Origin of the sequence: Terasakiella sediminum, from assembly GCF_033100395.1 — a bacterium.
Lineage (GTDB): Bacteria > Pseudomonadota > Alphaproteobacteria > Rhodospirillales > Terasakiellaceae > Terasakiella.
This window is the reverse complement of sequence record NZ_JAWLVJ010000004.1, coordinates 79,732-100,158: the sequence shown is the minus strand read 5'-3', so window position 1 is coordinate 100,158 and position 20,427 is coordinate 79,732. Positions and strand designations below refer to the sequence as shown.

The following is a 20,427-nucleotide window of genomic DNA, read 5'->3' as shown; positions in this document are numbered from 1 at the left end:
AAGCCGCACAAGGGTACCTTCCTGCCCATGAGTGATTTTATCAAATTTGCCCCATATGCTTGCCTGCCTGAAGACAGCCGGGGTCGTCATTTTTATGAACCTGAAAGTGCCACACGCAGCTGTCATCAGCGCGACCGTGACCGGATTATTCATTCGGCTGCTTTTCGACGTCTGCAATATAAGACGCAAGTGTTCGTAAACCATGAAGGTGACTTTTTCAGAACACGCCTGACCCATAGTCTGGAAGTAGCCCAAATCGCCCGGACGGCCTGTCGCTTTTTGCAGTTAAATCAGGAACTGGCGGAATCATTAGCCCTCGCTCACGATCTCGGACACCCGCCTTTTGGGCACGCGGGGGAAGATGCGTTGGATGCTGCCCTGGACCCTTATGGCGGCTTTGATCATAACGCCCAGTCTTTGCGGGTTGTAACCGAACTTGAACAGCGTTATGCCGATTTCGATGGGCTTAACCTGACGTGGGAAACGGTCGAAGGTGTGGTGAAGCATAATGGCCCCCTCCTCGGCCTCAAGGCAAATCATGCAAAGCCCGTGCATCAGGCGATCCTGGATTACAATGAAAATGTCATGGATCTGGATCTGGAGAATTATTCCTCGCTGGAAGCGCAAATCGCGGCCTTAAGCGACGATATCGCCTATAACAACCACGATATTGACGATGCGCTTCGTGCCCGTTTGATCCGAATCGAAGACCTGAGTGATGTCCCTGTTGTGGGCGAAACCTTCCGCGCTGTGGCCAAACAATACCCGGATTTGGACAAATCCCGCCTGATTTACGAGGCTGTACGCCGTTTGATTGGTGATATGGTCAACGATCTCTTGCAGGAAACTCAAGCACGCATTAAAGATGCGGCACCAAAAGACATCGGGGATATTCGAAATTCAAACCATCCGATTGCTTCTTTTTCCGATCGCATTCAGGAATGTGACCGTCAACTGAAAGCCTTCATGTTTGAAAACGTCTATCGCCATTACAAAATCAATCGGATGACCAGTAAGGCCCGCCGCGTATTACAGGACTTATTTGCCCTGTTTATGGAGGAACCAAACTGCCTGCCAACCGAATGGTTCAAACTCACCGACGGCAAGCCTTCTGAAACCACGGCAAAAGTGGTTGCTGATTATATTGCCGGCATTACAGATCGATACGCGTTGGACGAACATGCCCGTTTGTTCGATGTACAGGCCAGAAACTCATGAATTTTTTTAAAGCATTCCACCAGAATATTTCCGAAATCGTTGCCAAACTTGGTGCTGCGGGTGATCTCCCTGAAGGGATGGACACATCCCGCATTACATGTGAACCCCCACGTGATGCTTCCCACGGCGATGTTGCCACCAACGCAGCTATGGTTCTGTGTAAGCAAGCCAAGATGAAGCCACGTGATCTGGCGGAGAAACTCGCCCCTGAAATGGAAAAGATCGACCATGTGGTTTCTGTTGATGTGGCAGGCCCCGGTTTTATCAATGTGAAACTGGCTGATGATTTCTGGCATGCTCGTCTGAAAGATGTTTTGAATGCAGGCACCAACTGGGGCGACTCAGATATGGGCGCAGGTCAGACCATCAATGTGGAATATGTTTCTGCCAACCCGACAGGCCCGATGCATGTTGGCCATGGACGTGGTGCGGTTGTTGGTGATGCCCTCGCCCTTTTGCTTTCCAAGGCTGGCTACAAGGTCACTAAAGAATATTACATCAACGATGCGGGTGCGCAGGTGGATGTATTGGCACGCTCTGCTTATCTGCGTTACCGCGAAGCTTTCGGTGAAACGATTGAAATTCCAGAAGGCCTGTATCCTGGTGATTATCTCGTTGGTGTCGGTGAAAAGCTGAAAGAAACGTTTGGCGATAAATGGCTGACTGCAGAAGAAGCGGACTATCTGGAAGAAATCAAAAAATTCTCCATCGATGCCATGATGGACCTGATCCGTGATGATCTGGCAGCCCTTGGCGTTGTGCATGATGTCTTTTCTTCGGAAAAAGAACTGGTGGATAACGGCGGTGTGGATAAAGCGATTGCCTTCCTTGAAGGTCGCGACCTGATCTACACAGGCGTGCTGGAGCCACCGAAAGGCAAAAAGCCCGAAGATTGGGAACCGCGTCCGCAATTGCTGTTCAAGGCATCGGAATATGGTGACGATGTGGATCGCCCCTTGAAAAAATCCGATGGATCCGGAACTTACTTTGCATCCGACATTGCCTATCATTTCGATAAGTTCCAGCGTGGGTCTGATCAACTGATCGACGTGATGGGGGCTGACCACGGTGGTTATGTTAAACGCATGAAAGCGGCCGTAAAAGCCATGTCTGAAGGCAAGGCGGAGCTGGATATCAAGCTCGCCCAGATGGTGAATCTGCTGGAAAACGGCGAACCTGTTAAAATGTCCAAACGTGCCGGGACCTTCATTACCCTTCGCGAAGTGATCGACAAGGTTGGAAAGGACGTTGTGCGTTTCATCATGCTGACGCGTAAAAACGATGCGCAGCTGGAATTTGACTTCGCCAAGGTGACGGAACAGTCCAAAGACAATCCTGTCTTTTACGTACAATATGCCCATGCGCGTTGTCATTCTGTCTTCCGCAAAGCTGAAGAAGAATTTTCTGATATTGATCTGTCTGCAGAAAACCTGGCAACGGCTGACCTGTCGCACCTGTCGGATGAGGCAGAATTGAAGGTTATGCGCCTGATGGCAGAATGGCCGCGACTGGTTGAAGCGGCAGCAAAAGAACATGAACCGCATCGAATTACATATTTTCTTTACGATTTGGCGTCAGAATTCCATTCATTATGGAACAAAGGCACAGGTGATGTTTCTCTGCGTTTCCTGCATGCCGATAATCTGGAACTGACCAAAGCGCGTCTGGCCCTGTTGAAATCCGTTTCTCTGGTGATTGCATCCGGCCTGCTTGTTTTGGGCGTAGAACCCCGTGAGGAGTTGCGTTAATGCCGCATCGCGATGATTTCGACGACGATTTGATGGACCCGTCAGAAGACGCTTTTGATTATAAGCCTGTCTCCAGTGATGAAGGTGGTGGTGGCAAGGCGATTAAGCTTTTCCTGGCCGTAACTGTTGTTGCCGGACTTGGTGGCGGGGCCTGGTATTTTGTTGGTGGCGGTCCAACCGACGCTGATAATGTGCCTGTCGTTCGTGCTGAAGTCGCCCCGATGAAAGAAAAACCATCTGATCCCGGAGGCATGGATGTGCCAAACCGGGATAAAACAGTTTATAACCGCGTAAGTGGCGAAAATACTGAACCAAAGCTGGAACGTCTTCTGCCGCGTCCGGAAAAACCGATGGCGAAACCTGAGAAAGGCATTGCCTTACCGCCGATGCCTGAAAGTGGCACCGGGGCAGCGATGTCTAAAGAATTGCCACCGATGCCCGTTGTTGAAAAAGCACCGGAAATTAAAGAAGCCGCCAAACCTGTTGAAAAGGTTGCGCCCGCTCCTGTGCTGCCTGCCGTTCCACCAGCAGAACTGGCTGAAAAAATTGAACCCCCGGCTCCGGCCTCGATTAAGGATGACAATGCACCACGCGCGTTGGTCAAACGTTCTGAACAACCAGCAGGTCCAGATAAACAAGACAAGGATGAACTTGTCGCCAAGATCGCGGAAGCTTTGAAAGAAGAACCGAAACAAGCTGAAAAGCCTGCTGAAATCGCCAACGTAACCCCACCACCTGCGCCGAAACCAACAGCAAAACCAGCAGCGCCTAAAGCGCCAGCGGTGAAAGAGGCTGTGAAATCAGGTTACGTCATGCAGCTTTTATCTTCTAAAAGTGAAAGCGGTGTCAAAAAGACATGGGATAAGATCAAATCGAAAAATGGCGATGTGGTCAACGGGCTGAGCTCCAACATCGTAAAAGCAAATTTGGGCGAAAAAGGAATTTATTACCGTTTGCGCCTCGGACCTGTTGCAACAGGCGATGAAGCTAAAAAAATCTGTAATCAGTTAAAGAAACGCAATGTGGGGTGCTTCATTGTCCGCGTACGATAATTCAAATCCAGCCGCTGCTATTTTCGGCTGTGGAGGCCTGGAACTTACCGATTGGGAACGTGATTTCTTTCGTGACCTCAATCCTTTAGGTTTCATTCTGTTTGCCCGTAATATCGAAGACCCGTATCAGGTTCAGGCCCTGACCGATGATTTGCGCAGCTGTGTAACGCACCCTGATGTACCGATCCTGATTGATCAGGAAGGTGGCCGTGTCGCCCGTCTTCGTCCACCCCATTGGCGCGAAGCCCCAACAGCGGCAAAAATTGGTGAATTGGCCGTCTTTAACCTTGAAATGGGTCTGGAAGCCGCACATCTGAATGCACGTTTGTTTGCCTCTGAACTGATGGATTTGGGGATCAACGTTGATTGCGCGCCCGTTTTGGATATTCCGGTGGAAGATGCCGACCCGATTATTTCTGATCGCGCCTATGCGCCACATCCTGAACTTGCGGCTGTGATGGGCCGTGCGGCGTGTCGTGGCTTTATGGCAGGCGGTGTTCTGCCCGTAATTAAGCATATCCCGGGCCATGGCCGTGCATTGGTGGATAGCCACAAGGCTTTGCCGGTTGTGGATACGGCCTTTGATATTCTGGATAGCGTGGATTTTCGTCCCTTTGTTGAATTGGCGGATATGCCCTGGGCGATGACGGCCCATATTGTTTATAGTGATATTGACCAGTTTGCGCCTGCGACTATGTCCCCTCGCCTGATTGAAGATGTGATCCGTCATCATATCGGGTTTAACGGTATCCTGATTTCTGACGATCTTTCCATGCATGCCCTTGAAGGTGATTTCAGTGCACGCGCCGAAACGGCATTAGAAGCCGGCTGTGACTTGGTGCTTCACTGCAACGGCAATAAAGAAGAAATGCTGGCTGTAGCCGATGGCCTACGCCCGATTAGTGATGGAACCGATGATCGCCTCGAAGCGGGTTGGAAGATGACCCGTGAAAATCTGGAAGAGATCGATTTCGATCAGGCGGAAAACCGCTTTAATACGCTGATGGAACTGGTGACCTGATGGATTTCTCCAACGTTCCCTTTCTGATCTCTGTCTGGATATTGCCCGTTATTATTGCGGTAACATTGCACGAGGCTGCGCACGGCTGGGTCGCGTATCGGTTGGGGGATCATACGGCTTATATGCTGGGGCGTGTTACTTTTAATCCAGTCAAACATGTGGACCCCTTTGGCACGCTGATTATGCCGGGCCTGATGCTGTTGGTGTCAGCGGGTAATATGATGTTTGGCTATGCCAAGCCCGTTCCGGTCAATGTGCATAATACCCTGAACCCCAGAAAGGCGATGGTGATCATTGCGGCGGCGGGTCCTGCGGCTAATATTCTCATTGCGTTTATATCCGCTATTGCCTTTTATGCCCTGCCACTCCTACCGACAGATGTCGATGTGTGGGTTGCGCACAATCTGGCAAACTCTATTAGAATCAATATTATATTGTGCGTCTTTAATCTTTTACCTTTACCGCCATTAGACGGCGGACGCATCGCTGTTGGCCTTCTTCCACGTCCGCTCGCGATCCGTCTGGCTGGGTTGGAACGCTACGGCATGTTGATCTTGCTCGGGATGATTTTCCTTGTGCCTTACGTTGGTGGTATGTTCGGATTTAACCTGAATATCTTTATGTATCTGGTCGGTATCCCTTCTGACATTTTGATGGATTTGATCCTGAACATCGTGGGCATTTCAAGGTAGGTCGGACGTGGAAAAGCTCATTGATCTTGACCAGCATGAAGATGATGACCTACGGCCGAAAAAGAAAACTGCCCTGATCATTGACCTGGAAGGGTTTGAAGGTCCGCTGGATATCCTTCTGGAACTGGCACGTGATCAAAAAGTAGACTTGATCCATATCTCTATTTTGCATCTGGCGGATCAATATCTGCTTTGGGTAAGTGAAGCCAGGCGTAAGAACCTGGAACTGGCCGCTGATTATCTGGTGATGGCCGCCTGGCTTGCGTACCTTAAAAGCCGCCTGCTGATCCCTGAACAAGCCGATGAAGAAGAACCGAGCGCGGAAGAAATGGCCGCAGCCCTCGCCTTCCAGCTGCAACGACTGGAAGCCATGCGCAATGCGGGTGAACAGCTTATGGATCGAAGCATTCTGGGCAGCAAGGTCTTTAAACGGGGGGAGCCGGAAAGCTTTGGCAAGGTGGATGAGGTTTCTTATGACATCACCCTTTATGATTTGATGAAGGCTTATGGCGATCAGATGAATAAACATACTGATCAGACGCTTCATATCGAACCGATGGATCTCTATTCCATGGATATGGCGATTGATCGGTTAAAGACTTTTCTGGGCAAAATCCCGGAATGGACGCAATTGATGAAATTCCTGCCGGATGATCTGAAAAACACCCTTCATACCCGCTCTGCTGTGGCATCCACATTCGCAGCCGCCCTTGAAATGGCGCGTGATGGCAAAGTAAAAATCAGACAATCGGAAACCTTTGGGGCAATCTACGTTCAAAGCCCCGATCCGGAGCTAGAAAAATGAGTGAGATTTCCCCTGAAAACCTGCGCCTGCTGGAAGCGGTCCTGTTTGCCACCAAAGAGCCTTTGGGTGAGAAAAAACTCTCAAACTATTTTCAGGAAGAAGTTGAGGTAAAACCCCTTCTGCGCCAATTGCAGGAAGATTATGCGCAGCGTGGCGTCAATCTTGTGCGCATTGGCAATGCCTGGGCCTTTAGAACAGCACCGGACATGGCGGAACACTTAAGCGAACATCGTGAAAATGTGAAAACCCTGTCACGTGCGGCCATTGAAACCCTATCCATCTGCGCTTATCACCAGCCTGTGACCCGTGCGGAAATTGAAGAAATTCGCGGTGTGTCACTGTCCAAGGGGACATTGGATGTGCTGTTTGAGGCTGGATGGATCAAGCCGCGCGGGCGGCGACGCACACCTGGTCGGCCCATGACATGGGGCACAACGGTTGCTTTTCTCGATCAATTTGGTCTGGAAAAAATCGATGATTTGCCGGGTGTTGAAGAATTGAAATCGGCAGGTTTGCTGGATGCGCGCCCTGCCATCAATGCCTATACGGTGCGTGGTGAAATGGAACTGCCGCTGGATCACCCGGATCAGCCGGAAGAAGATGAACTGCCGGAACCATTGGAAGAAGATTAATCCATAAACTTTTTGTCGGTTTAGACATAAGGCTATTTGATTTTTCCCAAAGACCTGTTTAAAAGTAAATGCAAGTCATTTTCAACCGCATATGAGCGGACAAGAAAAATAGGATCTTATGGCATGACGTTACTTCTGGAAAATGTCGAACTCTCGTTTGATGGTTTTTGTGTCCTCAACCGCATGAACTTGCGGGTGGATACCGGAGAATTCGTCTGCCTGCTTGGTCCTTCGGGTTGCGGTAAAACCTCTACCCTGCGTGTCTGTGCCGGGCTTGAAACACCTGTGACAGGTCGTGTGCTGGTGGATGATCAGGTGATGACCGATGGTACCCATGTTCTTCCACCAGAAAAGCGCAATATTGGATTTCTTTTCCAGGATTTCGCCCTTTTCCCCCACTTGAATGTTTTTGACAACGTTGCCTTTGGACTGAAGGGCTATCCGAAAAGCCAAGTGAAGGACCGGGTGATGGAAGTCCTGAAACAGGTGCGCATGGATAAATTTGCAAAATCCCTGCCCCATATGCTGTCAGGTGGTCAGCAACAACGTGTGGCGTTGGCGCGTGCTATGGCACCCAAACCACGGATCATTTTGCTAGATGAGCCTTTTTCCGGGCTGGATTCGGGATTGCGTGCAGAAATTCGCGACGAAACCCTGCATGTGCTGAAAAGTTCCAACGTTGCGGCTGTCATGGTGACCCACGACCCCGAAGAAGCCATGTTTATGGCGGATCGTATCGTTTTGATGAAAGACGGCAATATCGTTCAGGACGGCACACCGACGGAACTTTATTCAAAGCCGGTGGACCACTTTGCGGCTTCCTTCTTTGGGGAAGTGAATATCATCAAAGGTGTGGTGCGCAATAATCAGGCAGAAACTGTTTTGGGCTATGTTCCCACGTCCGGTTTTAAGGACGGGGAAAAGGTAGACGTGCTGGTACGTCCGCAAAATATTAAAATTCAACGCATTATGGATGAGATTAGTGCCACTGAAAAAGCCAATATTATGGCAGCACGTTATCTGGGGCGTGAAAGTCTGTTGCATATCTGCGTTGAAGATGATCTGGGCGAAACCACGCATTTACATGCCCGCGTTGAAGGTCGTCTGCTGCCGGAAGAAAATGAGTCTATCATGGCGACAATGGATCATGAGCAGGCCTTTGTTTTCCGCGCAGGTTGATCTGTTTCAAAGATATTAAAATTAAGTGTTATTGGGCATTGCGGGCGGCGTTTCAATCTGCCATTATCCGCAAAACAAATTTATTAAATACCTATAACACGGAGAAACCTTCCCATGATGCCAAGTCTTCCACAGCTACTTGTAGTTCTTCTTATCGTAGTTGTTATTTTCGGTCTGGGTAAATTTCCTAAAATTGCCGGTGATCTCGCTAAAGGGATCAAAAGCTTCAAAAAAGGCATGAAAGACGACGAAGCTGAAGTTTCCAAGGACGAAGAGAAACCTTCAATTTCCAAGAGTGAAGAAGCCGCGGCCGATACAGCTGCCCCTGCCTCTGATAAAAAAGACGCATAATTTCACTTTAGAACTCTGGACTTAAACTATGCTTGATATCGGTTGGACCGAAATCGCCGTCATCATCGTCATTGCTATTTTGGTTGTAGGCCCCAAAGACCTGCCCAAAGCTATGCGAAGCGTTGCCAAAATCGTTGGCAAGGTCAAAGCAATGATGCGCGAATTCCAAGGTAACATTGACGAGATGATTAAAGAAACCGAACTGGAAGAGGTGAAAAACCAGATCAGTTCGGCGAGAACAATGGATTGGGATAATAAAATTTCCGAAACCGTTGATAAAGACGGCGAGTTAAGCAAAGCCATGGATTTCTCAAAAGAAGCGGCTGAGTTCAATCAATCCATGCAGGACAGAGACAAGAAAGAGGAACCGAAGGAAATCGCCTCCTCTGACTCTGCGCCTGAAGCCCCAACAGATAAAAAGAGTTAAGCCGTGAGCCATCCGGAATCTGCTGCAAATACAATGCCCTTGATGGAGCATTTGATTGAACTGAAAAACAGACTGACCGTAGCGATGGCCGCGCTGCTGATCGCTTTTACGGGCTGTTTTTATTTTGCTGGCGATATTTACGCCTTTCTGGTGGAACCGCTTGCGCAGTTGCTGCATGAATTGGGCGGTAACCGCCGGATGATCTATACGGCGTTGCATGAAGCTTTTTTCACCCAGTTGAAAGTTTCCTTCTTTGCAGCCTTCCTTGTGGCTTTCCCGGTGATTGCCACACAGTTCTGGCGTTTTTTGGCTCCTGGTCTTTATAAAAACGAAAAGGCTGCGTTAGCACCTTATCTGGTGTTGTCCCCTATCCTGTTTTTGCTGGGGGCAGCGCTTGTTTATTATTTCATCATGCCCATGGCGTGGAAGTTCTTCCTGAGCTTTGAAACACTGGGTGTTGATGGATCACTTCCTATTCAGCTTGAAGCCAAGGTGAATGAATATCTCTCCCTTGTGATGAAGTTGATTTTTGCATTCGGCATCAGTTTTCAGCTGCCACTTATTCTGACGTTGCTGGCACGCATCGGGGTGTGTACATCCCGTGGACTGGCGGCAAAACGTAAGTATGCGGTCGTGATTACTTTTGCGTTTGCTGCCTTTATGACACCACCTGATCTGATTTCTCAGGTTGGGCTGGCAATTCCTATTCTCTTTCTGTATGAAGTCTCAATTATCGCAGTTCGTGGCGTTGAGAAAAAACGCGGTGACATCGAAGAAGAAGACGATGACGACGAATTTGAAGAAACCGATTTCAACATGACTTAAGGCCAAAACCTATGTTCGACATTAAATGGATCCGTGATAACCCTGCCGATTTTGATAAAGGCATGGCTCGTAGAGGCTTGGATGGTCAAAGTGATGCTTTGATCGCACTGGATACAGAACGCCGCGACCTTCTGACCAAAGCGCAGGAAGTTCAGGCGGAACGCAATAAACTGTCTAAAGAGATCGGCATTGCCAAGCGTGAAGGCCGTGATGCATCTGAAATTATGGAACAGGTTTCCAAATCCAAAGCATCACAGGCAGAGCTTGAAGAACAGGCAAAAGCTAAAGATGTTGAACTTGAAAATGCGTTGATGTCCCTTCCCAACATTCCGGCAGATGATGTGCCGGACGGGGAAGATGAAGACGATAACGTTGAAGTACGCAAATGGGGCGAAGTTCCGTCCTTTGAATTTGAAGCCAAAGAACATTACGACATCGGTGAAGCCTTGGGGCAGATGGACTTTGAAACAGCGGCAAAACTGTCTGGGTCGCGTTTTGTTTTGTTGTCCGGGCCTTTGGCGCGCATGGAACGTGCGTTGGCAGCTTACATGCTTGACCTGCACACCATGAAGCATGGCTACACTGAAGTAAACCCACCTGCCCTGGTGAAAGATGCTGCCCTTTACGGTACAGGTCAGTTACCTAAGTTTTCTGAAGACTTGTTCCGCACCGAAGAAGGGTTCTGGATGATCCCGACAGCGGAAGTGCCGCTGACCAATATCGTCAATGGTGAAATTCTGTCTGAAGATTACCTGCCGCGTCGTTATACGGCAATGACGTGGTGTTTCCGTTCTGAAGCCGGGTCTGCAGGGCGTGACACACGCGGTATGATCCGCCAGCACCAGTTCACTAAAGTTGAAATGGTCAGCGTTGTGAAGCCGGAAGATTCTGATGCCGAACTGGAACGTATGACGGGATGTGCCGAAGCCGTTCTGCAAGGCCTCAAGCTGCCGTATCGCGTCATTACGCTGTGTACTGGTGACATGGGCTTTTCTGCGCGTCGCACCTTTGATATCGAAGTCTGGCTGCCAGGTCAGAACCAGTATCGTGAAATTTCATCCTGTTCCACGACAGGTGATTTCCAGGCACGGCGCATGAAGGCACGTTATCGCAAAGAGGGCGAGAAAAAGCCTGTGCATGTGCATACCCTTAATGGCTCCGGCCTTGCGGTTGGTCGTTGTCTGGTGGCTGTGCTTGAAAACTATCAGCAAGCAGATGGAACTGTCATTGTTCCTGAAGTTCTGCGCCCTTACATGGGTGGCCTTGAGGTGATTGAGCCAAACAAATGATCGACCTGTCCCAAGCCCGTATTCTGATTTCCAATGATGATGGTATTCATGCGCCGGGCTTGAAGGTACTGGAAGAAATTGCACGCACGATTTGTGAGGATGTGTGGGTTGTCGCACCGGAAACGGAACAAAGCGCGACAGGCCATTCCCTCACCCTGCGTCGTCCCCTTCGTATCCATAAACATGGCGAAAAACGTTATAGCGTGGACGGCACACCGACCGATTGCGTGCTGCTGGCCATGAATGAGATCATGAAAGAGGCCAAGCCCAACCTAGTGCTGTCAGGTGTCAATCGTGGCGGCAATCTGGGTGAAGATGTGACTTATTCAGGGACTATCGCAGCGGCTATGGAAGCAACTTTGCTGGGTGTGCCCGCAATTGCGCTATCTCAATATTACGAAGACGGTGACGCGGTTAAATGGTCAACGGCTGAAGACCATGGCGCGGATGTGATTAAACAACTGGTCCGTAATGGTTGGCCGGAAAATACATTGATGAATGTAAACTTCCCCGATGTTGCCACAGCTGACGTTAAAGGCATTGAATATACTCGTCAGGGCCGCCGCAAAATCGGTGATGATTTGGCGAAAATTCATGATCCGCGCGGTGAAGAGTATTTCTGGATCGGTGCCCTTCGTTCAGAAGAGACTTTTAAGGATGGAACGGATTTATATGCCGTGGTGCATGGATCAATCTCGGTCTCGCCCATCTCTTTGGATTTTACCGATATGGCGACGCTTAAGAAACTGCAGGAGATGGTACCTTGAGTATCGAATCCTCCAAAATCCGCCTGCTGATGGAACTGCGCCGAAAAGGGATCACCGATACGGCTGTTTTAGCCGCGCTTGAAACTATCGCGCGGGAAAAGTTTGTCACCGATACGTTCTATGACCAGGCCTATGAAGATATCGCCCTGCCCATTGGCTACAACCAAACCTTAAGCCAACCTTATATCGTTGCGTTGATGACGGAAGCCCTGAAAGTCGGCGACCGCATGAAGGTGTTGGAAATCGGCACGGGGTCCGGCTATCAGGCTCTGGTTCTCGCAAAGCTGTGTCGTCGCCTTTATACGATTGAACGTCACAAGCCATTGCTGGATCAGGCACAGGATCGATTCCATAAATTCGGTCAAACCAACATTGTGGCGCGTGCAGGTGATGGCACCATGGGCTGGCAGGAACAAGCGCCTTTTGATCGGATCATGATCACCGCGGCTGCCGAAGATGTGCCCCCTGCCCTTGCTGATCAATTGGCTGTCGGCGGGATTATGGTTGCCCCCATTGGGGAAGATAAAACGTCGCAATGGCTGATCCGTGTGACGCGCACTGAAAGCGGGTTTGATGTAGAAGAATTGGAACAGGTTAGGTTTGTCCCGTTAATCCCCGGTTTGCCAGAATAAAATTGAAAGCTGATCGCCCCTTAGGCATAATCCGCAACATGATGTTACGTTGGAAATATATCGCCCTGTCTATGGCTGTTTGTCTGACCCTGTCGTCTTGTGGATGGGTGGAAGTGCCGTCTAATGGCGGGAGTTATAGCCGCAGCCCGTCGGCCAAAGCATCAAAACCGACATCAACGGGCGCACGTGTAATTCCGGGGACCATCATCGTTCAAAAAGGCGATACGGTTTATGGTGTTGCGCGCAGAACCGGAGCGTCGGTGCGCGATATTATCGATACCAACAATCTGAAAGCGCCGTTTCACTTGAAAGCGGGGCAACGCTTACGCCTGCCGCAATCGCCTTTTCATATCGTTCGTGAAGGCGATACCCTTTATTCCGTTTCACGCGGTTATAATACGGATGTCTATAATCTCGCAAAAATCAACAATCTCAAATCACCCTTTACGTTGATACCCGGACAAAAGCTGAAATTGCCGCGCATGACTAACTTGGCTTCGCGTACCACGGACCTTAAGCCTGCGGCCCGCGTAGCAGCGACCCCTCAGTCAAAACCAATTAAGGTCACCAAGGCAGCGCCACGGATCAGCAAAAAAGCCATCCCCAAACCACCACCGCGTTCCAGCAGTCGTTTTTCCTGGCCAACGCAAGGTAAGCTGATATCAGGTTTTGGGGCGAAGAAGGACGGCTTGCGCAATGACGGGATCAATATAGCGGCCAAGCGCGGTACACCTGTAAAAGCGGCTGAAAACGGTGTTGTGGCCTATAGCGGCAATGAATTGCGCGGCTTTGGCAATATGATCCTGCTGAAACATTCAGGGGGCTGGATAACGGCCTACGCCCATACCGATAAAATTCTGGTCAAGCGCGGTCAGAAGATCAAAAAAGGCCAGTTGATTGCGCGCGTTGGCAGTTCAGGCGGTGTGACGACCCCACAGCTGCATTTTGAAATCCGCAAAGGTATGAACCCGGTGAACCCCAAGAAGTATCTGGGTGGGTGATACACTCTGTCATTCCTGCGAAGGCAGGAATCTACGACCAAGAGATCCCTGCCTTCGCAGGGATGACGCATAAAAAAGGCCCCGGCCTTTGCCGGGGCACAGGTTTCTTCCAATTAAGCTTAGAACTTAACCTTCAAGCTTCGATACGTCACGTACCGCTCCTTTATCCGCACTTGTCGCCATGGCGGCATAGGCTTTAAGGGCCTGACTGACGTAACGTTCGCGTGGCTTGACCGGTTTCCAGGCGTCTTTGCCTTTGGCTTCCATTGCAGCACGGCGTTTGGCGAGTTCTTCATCAGAAATTTCCAGATTGATGGAACGGTTCTGGATATCGATGACGATGGTATCACCTTCTTCTGCCAGACCAATTGCCCCGCCATTGGCAGCTTCAGGCGAAGCATGGCCGATAGACAGACCGGATGTGCCACCAGAGAAACGACCATCGGTCAGAAGTGCGCATTCTTTACCCAAGCCCATGGATTTCAGATAGCTGGTTGGATAGAGCATTTCCTGCATGCCCGGTCCACCTTTTGGACCTTCGTAGCGGATGACAACAATGTCACCTGCTTTGATCTCACCGCCCAGGATACGTGCGATACCTTCATCCTGGCTTTCACAGATTTTAACGTTGCCTGTGAACTTCCAGATGCTTTCATCCACACCTGCTGTTTTTACAACACAACCATCTTCAGCAATGTTGCCGTAAAGAACAGCCAGGCCACCATCTTTGGTGAAGGCATCTTCAACACTGCGGATGATGCCGCCCTTGCGGTCGTCACACAGTTCGCGATAACGCGCCCCTTGGGAGAAAGCGACCTGGGTAGGAATGCCACCCGGTGCGGCCTTGTAGAATTTGTGAACATCCTCATCAGATGTGCGCGAGATATCCCACTTATCAAGTGCTTCACCCAGCGTCTTTTCATGTACGGTTGATACATCACGATGTAACAGGCCGCCCGCCTCCAGCTGACCAAGGATGGAAACGATGCCACCTGCACGGTGGACATCTTCGATATGAACATCTGCAATGTTTGGCGCAACCTTACACAGGCAGGGAACTTTGCGGGACAAACGATCCATGTCTTTCATGGTGAAATCCACGCCTGCTTCCTGTGCAATCGCTAGAATATGAAGAACCGTGTTGGTGGACCCGCCCATGGCGATATCCAGTGTCATGGCGTTTTCAAATGCTTCGAAGGTCGCAATTCCGCGTGGCAGAACGCTTGCATCATCTTCTTCATAATATTGCTTACACAGATCGACAACCAGACGCCCCGCACGCAAGAACAGGTCCTTGCGGTCTTCGTGGGTTGCAACGACTGTACCATTGCCTGGCAGAGAAAGCCCAAGGGCTTCGGTCAGACAGTTCATGGAGTTTGCCGTAAACATACCAGAGCAAGAGCCACATGTTGGGCAGGCTGAACGTTCGATTTCATTGACTTCTTCGTCAGAAACGTTTGGATCTGCCGCTTTTACCATGGCATCAACCAGATCAAGGGAATGTTCCACATCATCTATGGTGACTTTACCCGCTTCCATTGGACCACCGGAAACAAAGACACAAGGGATATTCAGGCGCATGGCAGCCATCAACATACCTGGTGTGATCTTGTCACAGTTGGAAATACAAACCATCGCATCAGCACAGTGGGCGTTGACCATATATTCAACGCTGTCCGCGATCAGGTCACGCGATGGCAGGCTGTAAAGCATGCCGTCATGGCCCATGGCGATACCGTCGTCAACGGCGATGGTGTTAAATTCTTTGGCAATGCCGCCTGCTTTTTCAATTTCAGCAGCGACCAACTGACCCAGGTCTTTCAGATGCACATGGCCCGGCACAAATTGTGTGAACGAGTTGACGACGGCGATGATCGGTTTGTCAAAATCACCATCTTTCATACCAGTTGCACGCCAAAGGGCACGTGCACCAGCCATATTACGTCCATGTGTCGTCGTGCGGGAACGGTATTCAGGCATCTTCTTTTTCCTTACGGTCTTTCACAAAATAAAGCCCTGCTCGTTTCAAGCAGGGCGATTAACATAACGGTCTAAGTAAGCTTTGGAAAGTCTTATACGCTGGAAGCTACATAATGTGATCCAATACCCAGCTTACTTGAAAGATCATCACGCTGATTGGTGATCAGCATGGTGGTTAAATCGTGTGCGCGTCCCAACGCAACCTCGTTTATCACGTCCGAACAGACCATCAAAATCCGATGATTCGGCGCAAAGGGGAATTTTTTGTTCAGGTTTGCAAAGTCTTCGCGCATCAAAATGCGTTCTGGCGCAAAGGACATACCCAAGAAATTGACCTTGGATGTCAGTTCTTCTCTTGAGACGAGTTCATCCAGAGAAAAGACGGCAAGTTTCTTTTCAAGCCTGCGCAGACTTGGCACCATCACGGCGCCTGCCGGATGGGTTTTTCCGTCGATAGTGAGTGTATCTTCTGCACTGAATAAAACCACATCAAAGTCACGCACGATGTCCATCACGCCGCCAACTCTGATCGATTCCAGTGGATGTGCTTTACAAAGCCCCGGTACCTTGCCATTGGTCATCGCGGGTGGATTGATCAGCGTGTTAAGCCCCATGTTTTTCTCCCTAGTTTTGTGCCTTCGTTTTTATAAATTTGTATATAAGTAGGGAGGCAAAATGATATTTCAAATAGTCTTTTTAAATTTATTTTGGCGGGATGGCTTTGCCCACGGCGTTGATGGTTTTTTCCAGCTCTTTCGCCTTGTTTTTCAAGTCTTTTTCCATTTGCTTAATCTGGCGATCAAGGGAGACAGCGTTGTTATAAGATCGCTGTCTTTTGGCCGCAGCTGCCTTTTTCCACATTTTACGTGTCGCCCATTCGCCCGCATGGGCCAAAACCACGATCCCTGCGATCAGGCAGATCATACCTGCCAGCATGTAATCCAGCTTGCCAAAAGCAGCAGCTACGCCCCAAAAGCCAATGGTTGCGATGGATGAACCGATAATAAACAACATACGGCGACTGACCTGGTCGTCCGTCTTATGCATTTTTTCGATATCCTTCATGGAATTGGCAATTTCCACGCGGGCAAGGGTCTGCCACTTGGAAAAATTCATTCCCTTAAAAGGTTCGCGGTTTTCGCGGATAAACAGTTCAAGACGCTTAACAATATATTCTGCGCGTTCTTCTGGTGTGGGTTCGTTGGCCATCGTTTCAAGTCTCATATAGAAAAAGCCCTACCCCGATAGAGGTAAGGCTTTTTACTGTAAAAGAAAGATACAAAGAATGTGTTAAAGCGCGCTCACCAGGCGTTCCAATGCTTCTTTGAACTTGTTGTTCTTTTCTGTCAGTTCCGCAACCTTTGTGCGTTCGGTCGCAACGACTTCAGCAGGTGCATTGTTGACGAATTTTTCGTTCGACAGCTTTTTCTCTTTCCCGCCGATGATCTTGTCCAGATTGGCAATTTCTTTTTCCAGACGGGCTTTTTCTGCCGCAACGTCCATATGGTCAACCACGTTAATGAAGACAGTGGATTCATTGACAACTTCCTGAACACAGCCTGTTGCCATGGCTTCATCGACCAGTTCAATTTTTTCCAGACGCGCCATACGCAGGATCAGATCCATGTTGCGTTCCAGACGTTGACCTGTGACTTCAGACGCACCGTGCAGATACACATCCAGCTTCACACTGCCAGGCACATTCAGTTCCGAACGGGTTGTACGGATGGTTGAAATCAGATTGACCAGCCAGTCCATTTCGTCGTTGGCGTCAGCGTCATCCAGCACTTTTGTTGGCCATGCACCACTGATCAGCTGGTTTGCACGTTCATCAGCCATAGATTCCCAAAGTTCTTCGGTGATGTATGGCATGGATGGGTGCAGGATGTGCAGGATCTGATCCAGAACCCAAGCGGTTGTTGCTTTGGTTTCTTCAATCGCAGCTTCATCGGACCCATTCAGGATTGGTTTGGTGAATTCCAGATACCAGTCACAGAAGGTCCCCCAGGCAAAGCCATAGATCGCATTTGCTGACTCGTTGAAACGATAATCATCAATCTGTTGGCCAACTTCGGCAGCCACATCGCCAACTTTACCCACGATCCAGCGGTTAACTGGGTGCTTAACGCTTGCTGCATCGAAACCAGCAACGGGTTTACAGCCGTTCATTTGGCAGAAGCGTGCGGCATTCCAAAGCTTGGTTGCGAAATTACGGTAACCTTCAACACGACTTTTCGCCAATTTGATGTCACGGCCCTGTGCCGCCATAGCTGTCAGGGTGAAACGCATGGCATCCGCGCCGAATTCGTCAATCATTTCGAGCGGATCAATGACGTTGCCTTTCGATTTGGACATCTTGGCGCCCTGTTCATCACGAACAAGCGCATGGATGTAAACGTCTTTAAACGGTACTTCACCCATAAAGTGAATGCCCATCATCATCATCCGGGCAACCCAGAAGAAGATAATGTCAAAGCCTGTGACCAGCACATCGGTGGTGTAATAATTCTCAAGCTCCGGCGTTTTTTCCGGCCAGCCCAATGTAGAGAACGGCCAAAGTGCTGATGAAAACCAGGTATCAAGTACGTCGGTCTCACGGGTCAGCTTAACGCCCTCGCCCGCTGCTTTTTGGGCATCTTCTTCGGTCAATTCAACATAGACATTGCCGTCTTCGTCAAACCATGCCGGGATTTGATGACCCCACCAGATTTGGCGGGAAATACACCACGGCTGAATGTTGCGCATCCATTCGTAATAGGTATTTTCCCATTGCTTGGGCACAAAGCGCGTCTTGCCTGTTTCAACGGCTTCTAATGCCGGTTTTGCCAGAACATCCGCTTTTACAAACCACTGATCTGTCAGCCACGGTTCGATCACAACGCCAGAACGATCGCCATAAGGAACGGTCATTGGGTTTTCTTCGATCTTGACCAGCAGGCCGAGTTCTTCCATTTCAGCGACGATCTGTTTACGCGCTTCAAAACGTTCCATGCCCTGGTATTTTTCAGGCACGTTTTCGTTCAGATTGGCGTTCAGGTCCAGAACGTTGATGATTTCCAGATTGCAGCGCTTACCCACGTCATAATCATTAAAGTCATGACCAGGGGTAATTTTCACTGCACCGGAACCTTTTTCAGGATCAGCATATTCATCAGCAACGATTGGAATCGCACGGTTTACGATTGGCAGAATTACGTTCTTGCCAACCAGGTCTTTATAACGTTCATCATCGGGGTGAACAGCAACACCTGTATCGCCCAGCATGGTTTCTGGACGGGTTGTACCAACCATAATGTATTTGCCGTTTTCGCCTTCAATCGGATAATTGAAGTACCACATTTTACCATTGGTTTCGCGCTGTTCAACTTCCAGATCAGAAATAGCTGTGTGCAGTTTCGGATCCCAGTTAACCAGTTTCTTGTCGCGATAGATCAGGTCGTCTTTATAAAGTTCGACGAAGACTTTACGAACGGCTTCAGACAGGCCTTCATCCATGGTAAAGCGTTCTTTCGCCCAGTCAGCAGACGCACCCAGGCGACGCAGCTGCTGAACGATGGTACCACCGGATTCTTCTTTCCATTCCCAGATTTTGTCGATGAACTTGTCACGACCCAGATCATGGCGGGTTACGCCTTCACCTTCGAGGCGGCGTTCAACAACCATCTGGGTTGCGATACCAGCGTGGTCGGTACCGGGTTGCCACAGGCTGTCTTTGCCTTTCATCCGGTTATAGCGGATCAGGATATCTTGCAGGGTAAATGTTAGTGCATGACCCATGTGAAGGCTGCCTGTCACGTTGGGTGGCGGCATCATGATGGTGTAAGGGTCTTTGCCGGATTCATGGTTTGCGGCAAATGCGTTATTTTCTTCCCAAAGCTTGTAGTGCTTTTCCTCAACGGCTGCGGGATTGAATTTCTTGTCCAACATGACTGAGAAGGCCTTCTATATAATTTGACAAATTTAATGCATTTAATAAACGCGAAAACGCCCGAGGACAACCCCGGGCGCTTCGGTTTTCGCAGATTAATCGCTTATTTAGTCTTCAAGACGTTCTGCGCGGTTAATCATGATGTCGATTTCTTTCTTCACCAGACGTTCAATGAGGTATGGCAGGTTGCGATCCAGCCATTCTTTGAGCATTGGGCGCAGGATTTCGCGTGTTAGACCTTCCAGCGTGATGTCACGTGTACCAACTGCGATGTCGCGTTGATCCAGAATCGCTTTTGCCAGTTCAGAAAGAACATCTGTAGAGGCATCCACAGTTGGTGGCGATACGATTCGGTCTGCAACGTCTGAGGCAGAAATTGGTTCCGGCACGAATGCTGGCTCCGGTTCTTCCTCTTCAATCATCATATCTGATGTCAGATCAAGGATATCGTCATCAATGTCTAATTCATCAATGATTGGTTCCGGCTCAGGTTCTGGCTCAGGCTCAGGCTCTTCCATTTCAATAATGGGTTCTGGCTCAGGCTCTGGTTCAGGTTCCGGCTCGGGCTCTGGTTCCGGCTCGGGCTCTGGTTCCGGCTCGGGCTCTGGTTCAGGTTCCGGTTCGGGTTCAGGCTCCGGTTCCGGCTCTGGCTCCGGTTCGGGTTCAGGCTCCGGTTCTGGCTCGGGTGCAGCCTCCGCTTCCGGTTCGCCACCTTCACCACCTTCTTCCTCATCTTCAGAAAGAATACGGCGGATAGAGGCTAGGATGTCCTCCATCGACGGTTCAGCACCGTCTTCCGTGGCTTCTGTGTTTTCTTCACTCATCTTCTATCACCCGAATTATTTAAGCGTATGGATAAAAAGCGGATTTAACCGATTTC

Annotated in this window: 20 protein-coding genes; 15 read left to right on the top strand and 5 right to left on the bottom strand. The window is 49.7% G+C overall.

What is annotated here, in order from left to right:
• Nucleotides 1–27: 27 nt before the first annotated feature.
• The 15 genes from RYZ26_RS04130 to RYZ26_RS04060 all read left to right on the top strand — a co-directional run bounded on the left by RYZ26_RS04130 (nucleotide 28) and on the right by RYZ26_RS04060 (nucleotide 13,639).
• Nucleotides 28–1,218, top strand: a complete 1,191-nt coding sequence (locus tag RYZ26_RS04130; protein ID WP_317681893.1) for a deoxyguanosinetriphosphate triphosphohydrolase — start codon at nucleotides 28–30, stop codon at nucleotides 1,216–1,218.
• The gene (argS, locus tag RYZ26_RS04125) at nucleotides 1,215–2,966 is read left to right on the top strand and encodes an arginine--tRNA ligase (protein WP_317681892.1); all 1,752 of its coding nucleotides are present in this window, start codon (nucleotides 1,215–1,217) and stop codon (nucleotides 2,964–2,966) included. The genes RYZ26_RS04130 and argS overlap by 4 nt, the downstream gene beginning before the upstream one ends.
• Nucleotides 2,966–4,018 (top strand): SPOR domain-containing protein, encoded by a 1,053-nt coding sequence (locus RYZ26_RS04120; RefSeq protein WP_317681891.1) that lies wholly within the window; start codon nucleotides 2,966–2,968, stop codon nucleotides 4,016–4,018. The genes argS and RYZ26_RS04120 overlap by 1 nt, the downstream gene beginning before the upstream one ends.
• The gene (gene nagZ, locus RYZ26_RS04115; RefSeq protein ID WP_317681890.1) at nucleotides 3,987–5,039 is read left to right on the top strand and encodes a beta-N-acetylhexosaminidase; all 1,053 of its coding nucleotides are present in this window, start codon (nucleotides 3,987–3,989) and stop codon (nucleotides 5,037–5,039) included. Before RYZ26_RS04120 ends, nagZ begins: the two co-directional genes overlap by 32 nt.
• Nucleotides 5,039–5,731, top strand: coding sequence for a site-2 protease family protein (locus RYZ26_RS04110; protein ID WP_317681889.1), 693 nt, complete (start codon nucleotides 5,039–5,041; stop codon nucleotides 5,729–5,731). The genes nagZ and RYZ26_RS04110 overlap by 1 nt, the downstream gene beginning before the upstream one ends.
• Nucleotides 5,732–5,738: 7 nt before the next feature.
• Nucleotides 5,739–6,536 carry a segregation and condensation protein A gene (locus tag RYZ26_RS04105; RefSeq protein WP_317681888.1) on the top strand — a complete coding sequence of 266 codons (798 nt, stop codon included), beginning with the start codon at nucleotides 5,739–5,741 and terminating at the stop codon, nucleotides 6,534–6,536.
• Nucleotides 6,533–7,168, top strand: coding sequence for an SMC-Scp complex subunit ScpB (gene scpB / locus RYZ26_RS04100; protein ID WP_317681887.1), 636 nt, complete (start codon nucleotides 6,533–6,535; stop codon nucleotides 7,166–7,168). The genes RYZ26_RS04105 and scpB overlap by 4 nt, the downstream gene beginning before the upstream one ends.
• A gap of 123 nt (nucleotides 7,169–7,291) precedes the next feature.
• Nucleotides 7,292–8,347 (top strand): ABC transporter ATP-binding protein, encoded by a 1,056-nt coding sequence (locus RYZ26_RS04095; RefSeq protein WP_317681886.1) that lies wholly within the window; start codon nucleotides 7,292–7,294, stop codon nucleotides 8,345–8,347.
• A 114-nt stretch (nucleotides 8,348–8,461) separates the two neighbouring features.
• Complete coding sequence (tatA, locus tag RYZ26_RS04090; RefSeq protein WP_317681885.1) at nucleotides 8,462–8,698, top strand: twin-arginine translocase TatA/TatE family subunit; 237 nt, start codon at nucleotides 8,462–8,464, stop codon at nucleotides 8,696–8,698.
• Nucleotides 8,699–8,726: 28 nt separating this feature from the next.
• On the top strand, nucleotides 8,727–9,125 hold the full coding sequence (gene tatB / locus RYZ26_RS04085; RefSeq protein ID WP_317681884.1) for a Sec-independent protein translocase protein TatB: 399 nt from the start codon (nucleotides 8,727–8,729) through the stop codon (nucleotides 9,123–9,125).
• A gap of 3 nt (nucleotides 9,126–9,128) precedes the next feature.
• Nucleotides 9,129–9,950 carry a twin-arginine translocase subunit TatC gene (gene tatC, locus RYZ26_RS04080; protein ID WP_317681883.1) on the top strand — a complete coding sequence of 274 codons (822 nt, stop codon included), beginning with the start codon at nucleotides 9,129–9,131 and terminating at the stop codon, nucleotides 9,948–9,950.
• An 11-nt stretch (nucleotides 9,951–9,961) separates the two neighbouring features.
• On the top strand, nucleotides 9,962–11,239 hold the full coding sequence (gene serS, locus RYZ26_RS04075; RefSeq protein ID WP_317681882.1) for a serine--tRNA ligase: 1,278 nt from the start codon (nucleotides 9,962–9,964) through the stop codon (nucleotides 11,237–11,239).
• Nucleotides 11,236–12,006, top strand: a complete 771-nt coding sequence (surE, locus tag RYZ26_RS04070) for a 5'/3'-nucleotidase SurE (protein ID WP_317681881.1) — start codon at nucleotides 11,236–11,238, stop codon at nucleotides 12,004–12,006. Before serS ends, surE begins: the two co-directional genes overlap by 4 nt.
• Nucleotides 12,003–12,638, top strand: coding sequence for a protein-L-isoaspartate(D-aspartate) O-methyltransferase (locus RYZ26_RS04065; protein WP_317681880.1), 636 nt, complete (start codon nucleotides 12,003–12,005; stop codon nucleotides 12,636–12,638). Before surE ends, RYZ26_RS04065 begins: the two co-directional genes overlap by 4 nt.
• Before the next feature lie 38 nt (nucleotides 12,639–12,676).
• On the top strand, nucleotides 12,677–13,639 hold the full coding sequence (locus RYZ26_RS04060) for a peptidoglycan DD-metalloendopeptidase family protein (RefSeq protein ID WP_317681879.1): 963 nt from the start codon (nucleotides 12,677–12,679) through the stop codon (nucleotides 13,637–13,639).
• Between the two features lie 126 nt (nucleotides 13,640–13,765).
• On the opposite strand, the gene ilvD is transcribed toward RYZ26_RS04060, so the two are convergent.
• The 5 genes from ilvD to RYZ26_RS04035 form a co-directional block, all read right to left on the bottom strand.
• A complete protein-coding gene (ilvD, locus tag RYZ26_RS04055) occupies nucleotides 13,766–15,619 on the bottom strand; it encodes a dihydroxy-acid dehydratase (protein ID WP_317681878.1) in 1,854 nt (617 codons plus the stop codon).
• A 92-nt stretch (nucleotides 15,620–15,711) separates the two neighbouring features.
• Complete coding sequence (locus RYZ26_RS04050; RefSeq protein ID WP_317681877.1) at nucleotides 15,712–16,233, bottom strand: hypothetical protein; 522 nt, start codon at nucleotides 16,231–16,233, stop codon at nucleotides 15,712–15,714.
• A gap of 88 nt (nucleotides 16,234–16,321) precedes the next feature.
• Nucleotides 16,322–16,843 (bottom strand): hypothetical protein, encoded by a 522-nt coding sequence (locus RYZ26_RS04045; RefSeq protein ID WP_317681876.1) that lies wholly within the window; start codon nucleotides 16,841–16,843, stop codon nucleotides 16,322–16,324.
• Between the two features lie 66 nt (nucleotides 16,844–16,909).
• Nucleotides 16,910–19,546: a valine--tRNA ligase gene (locus RYZ26_RS04040; protein WP_317681875.1), complete on the bottom strand. Its 2,637-nt coding sequence runs from the start codon at nucleotides 19,544–19,546 to the stop codon at nucleotides 16,910–16,912.
• Nucleotides 19,547–19,654: 108 nt separating this feature from the next.
• On the bottom strand, nucleotides 19,655–20,371 hold the full coding sequence (locus tag RYZ26_RS04035) for a DUF2497 domain-containing protein (RefSeq protein ID WP_317681874.1): 717 nt from the start codon (nucleotides 20,369–20,371) through the stop codon (nucleotides 19,655–19,657).
• Between the last annotated feature and the right edge of the window lie 56 nt (nucleotides 20,372–20,427).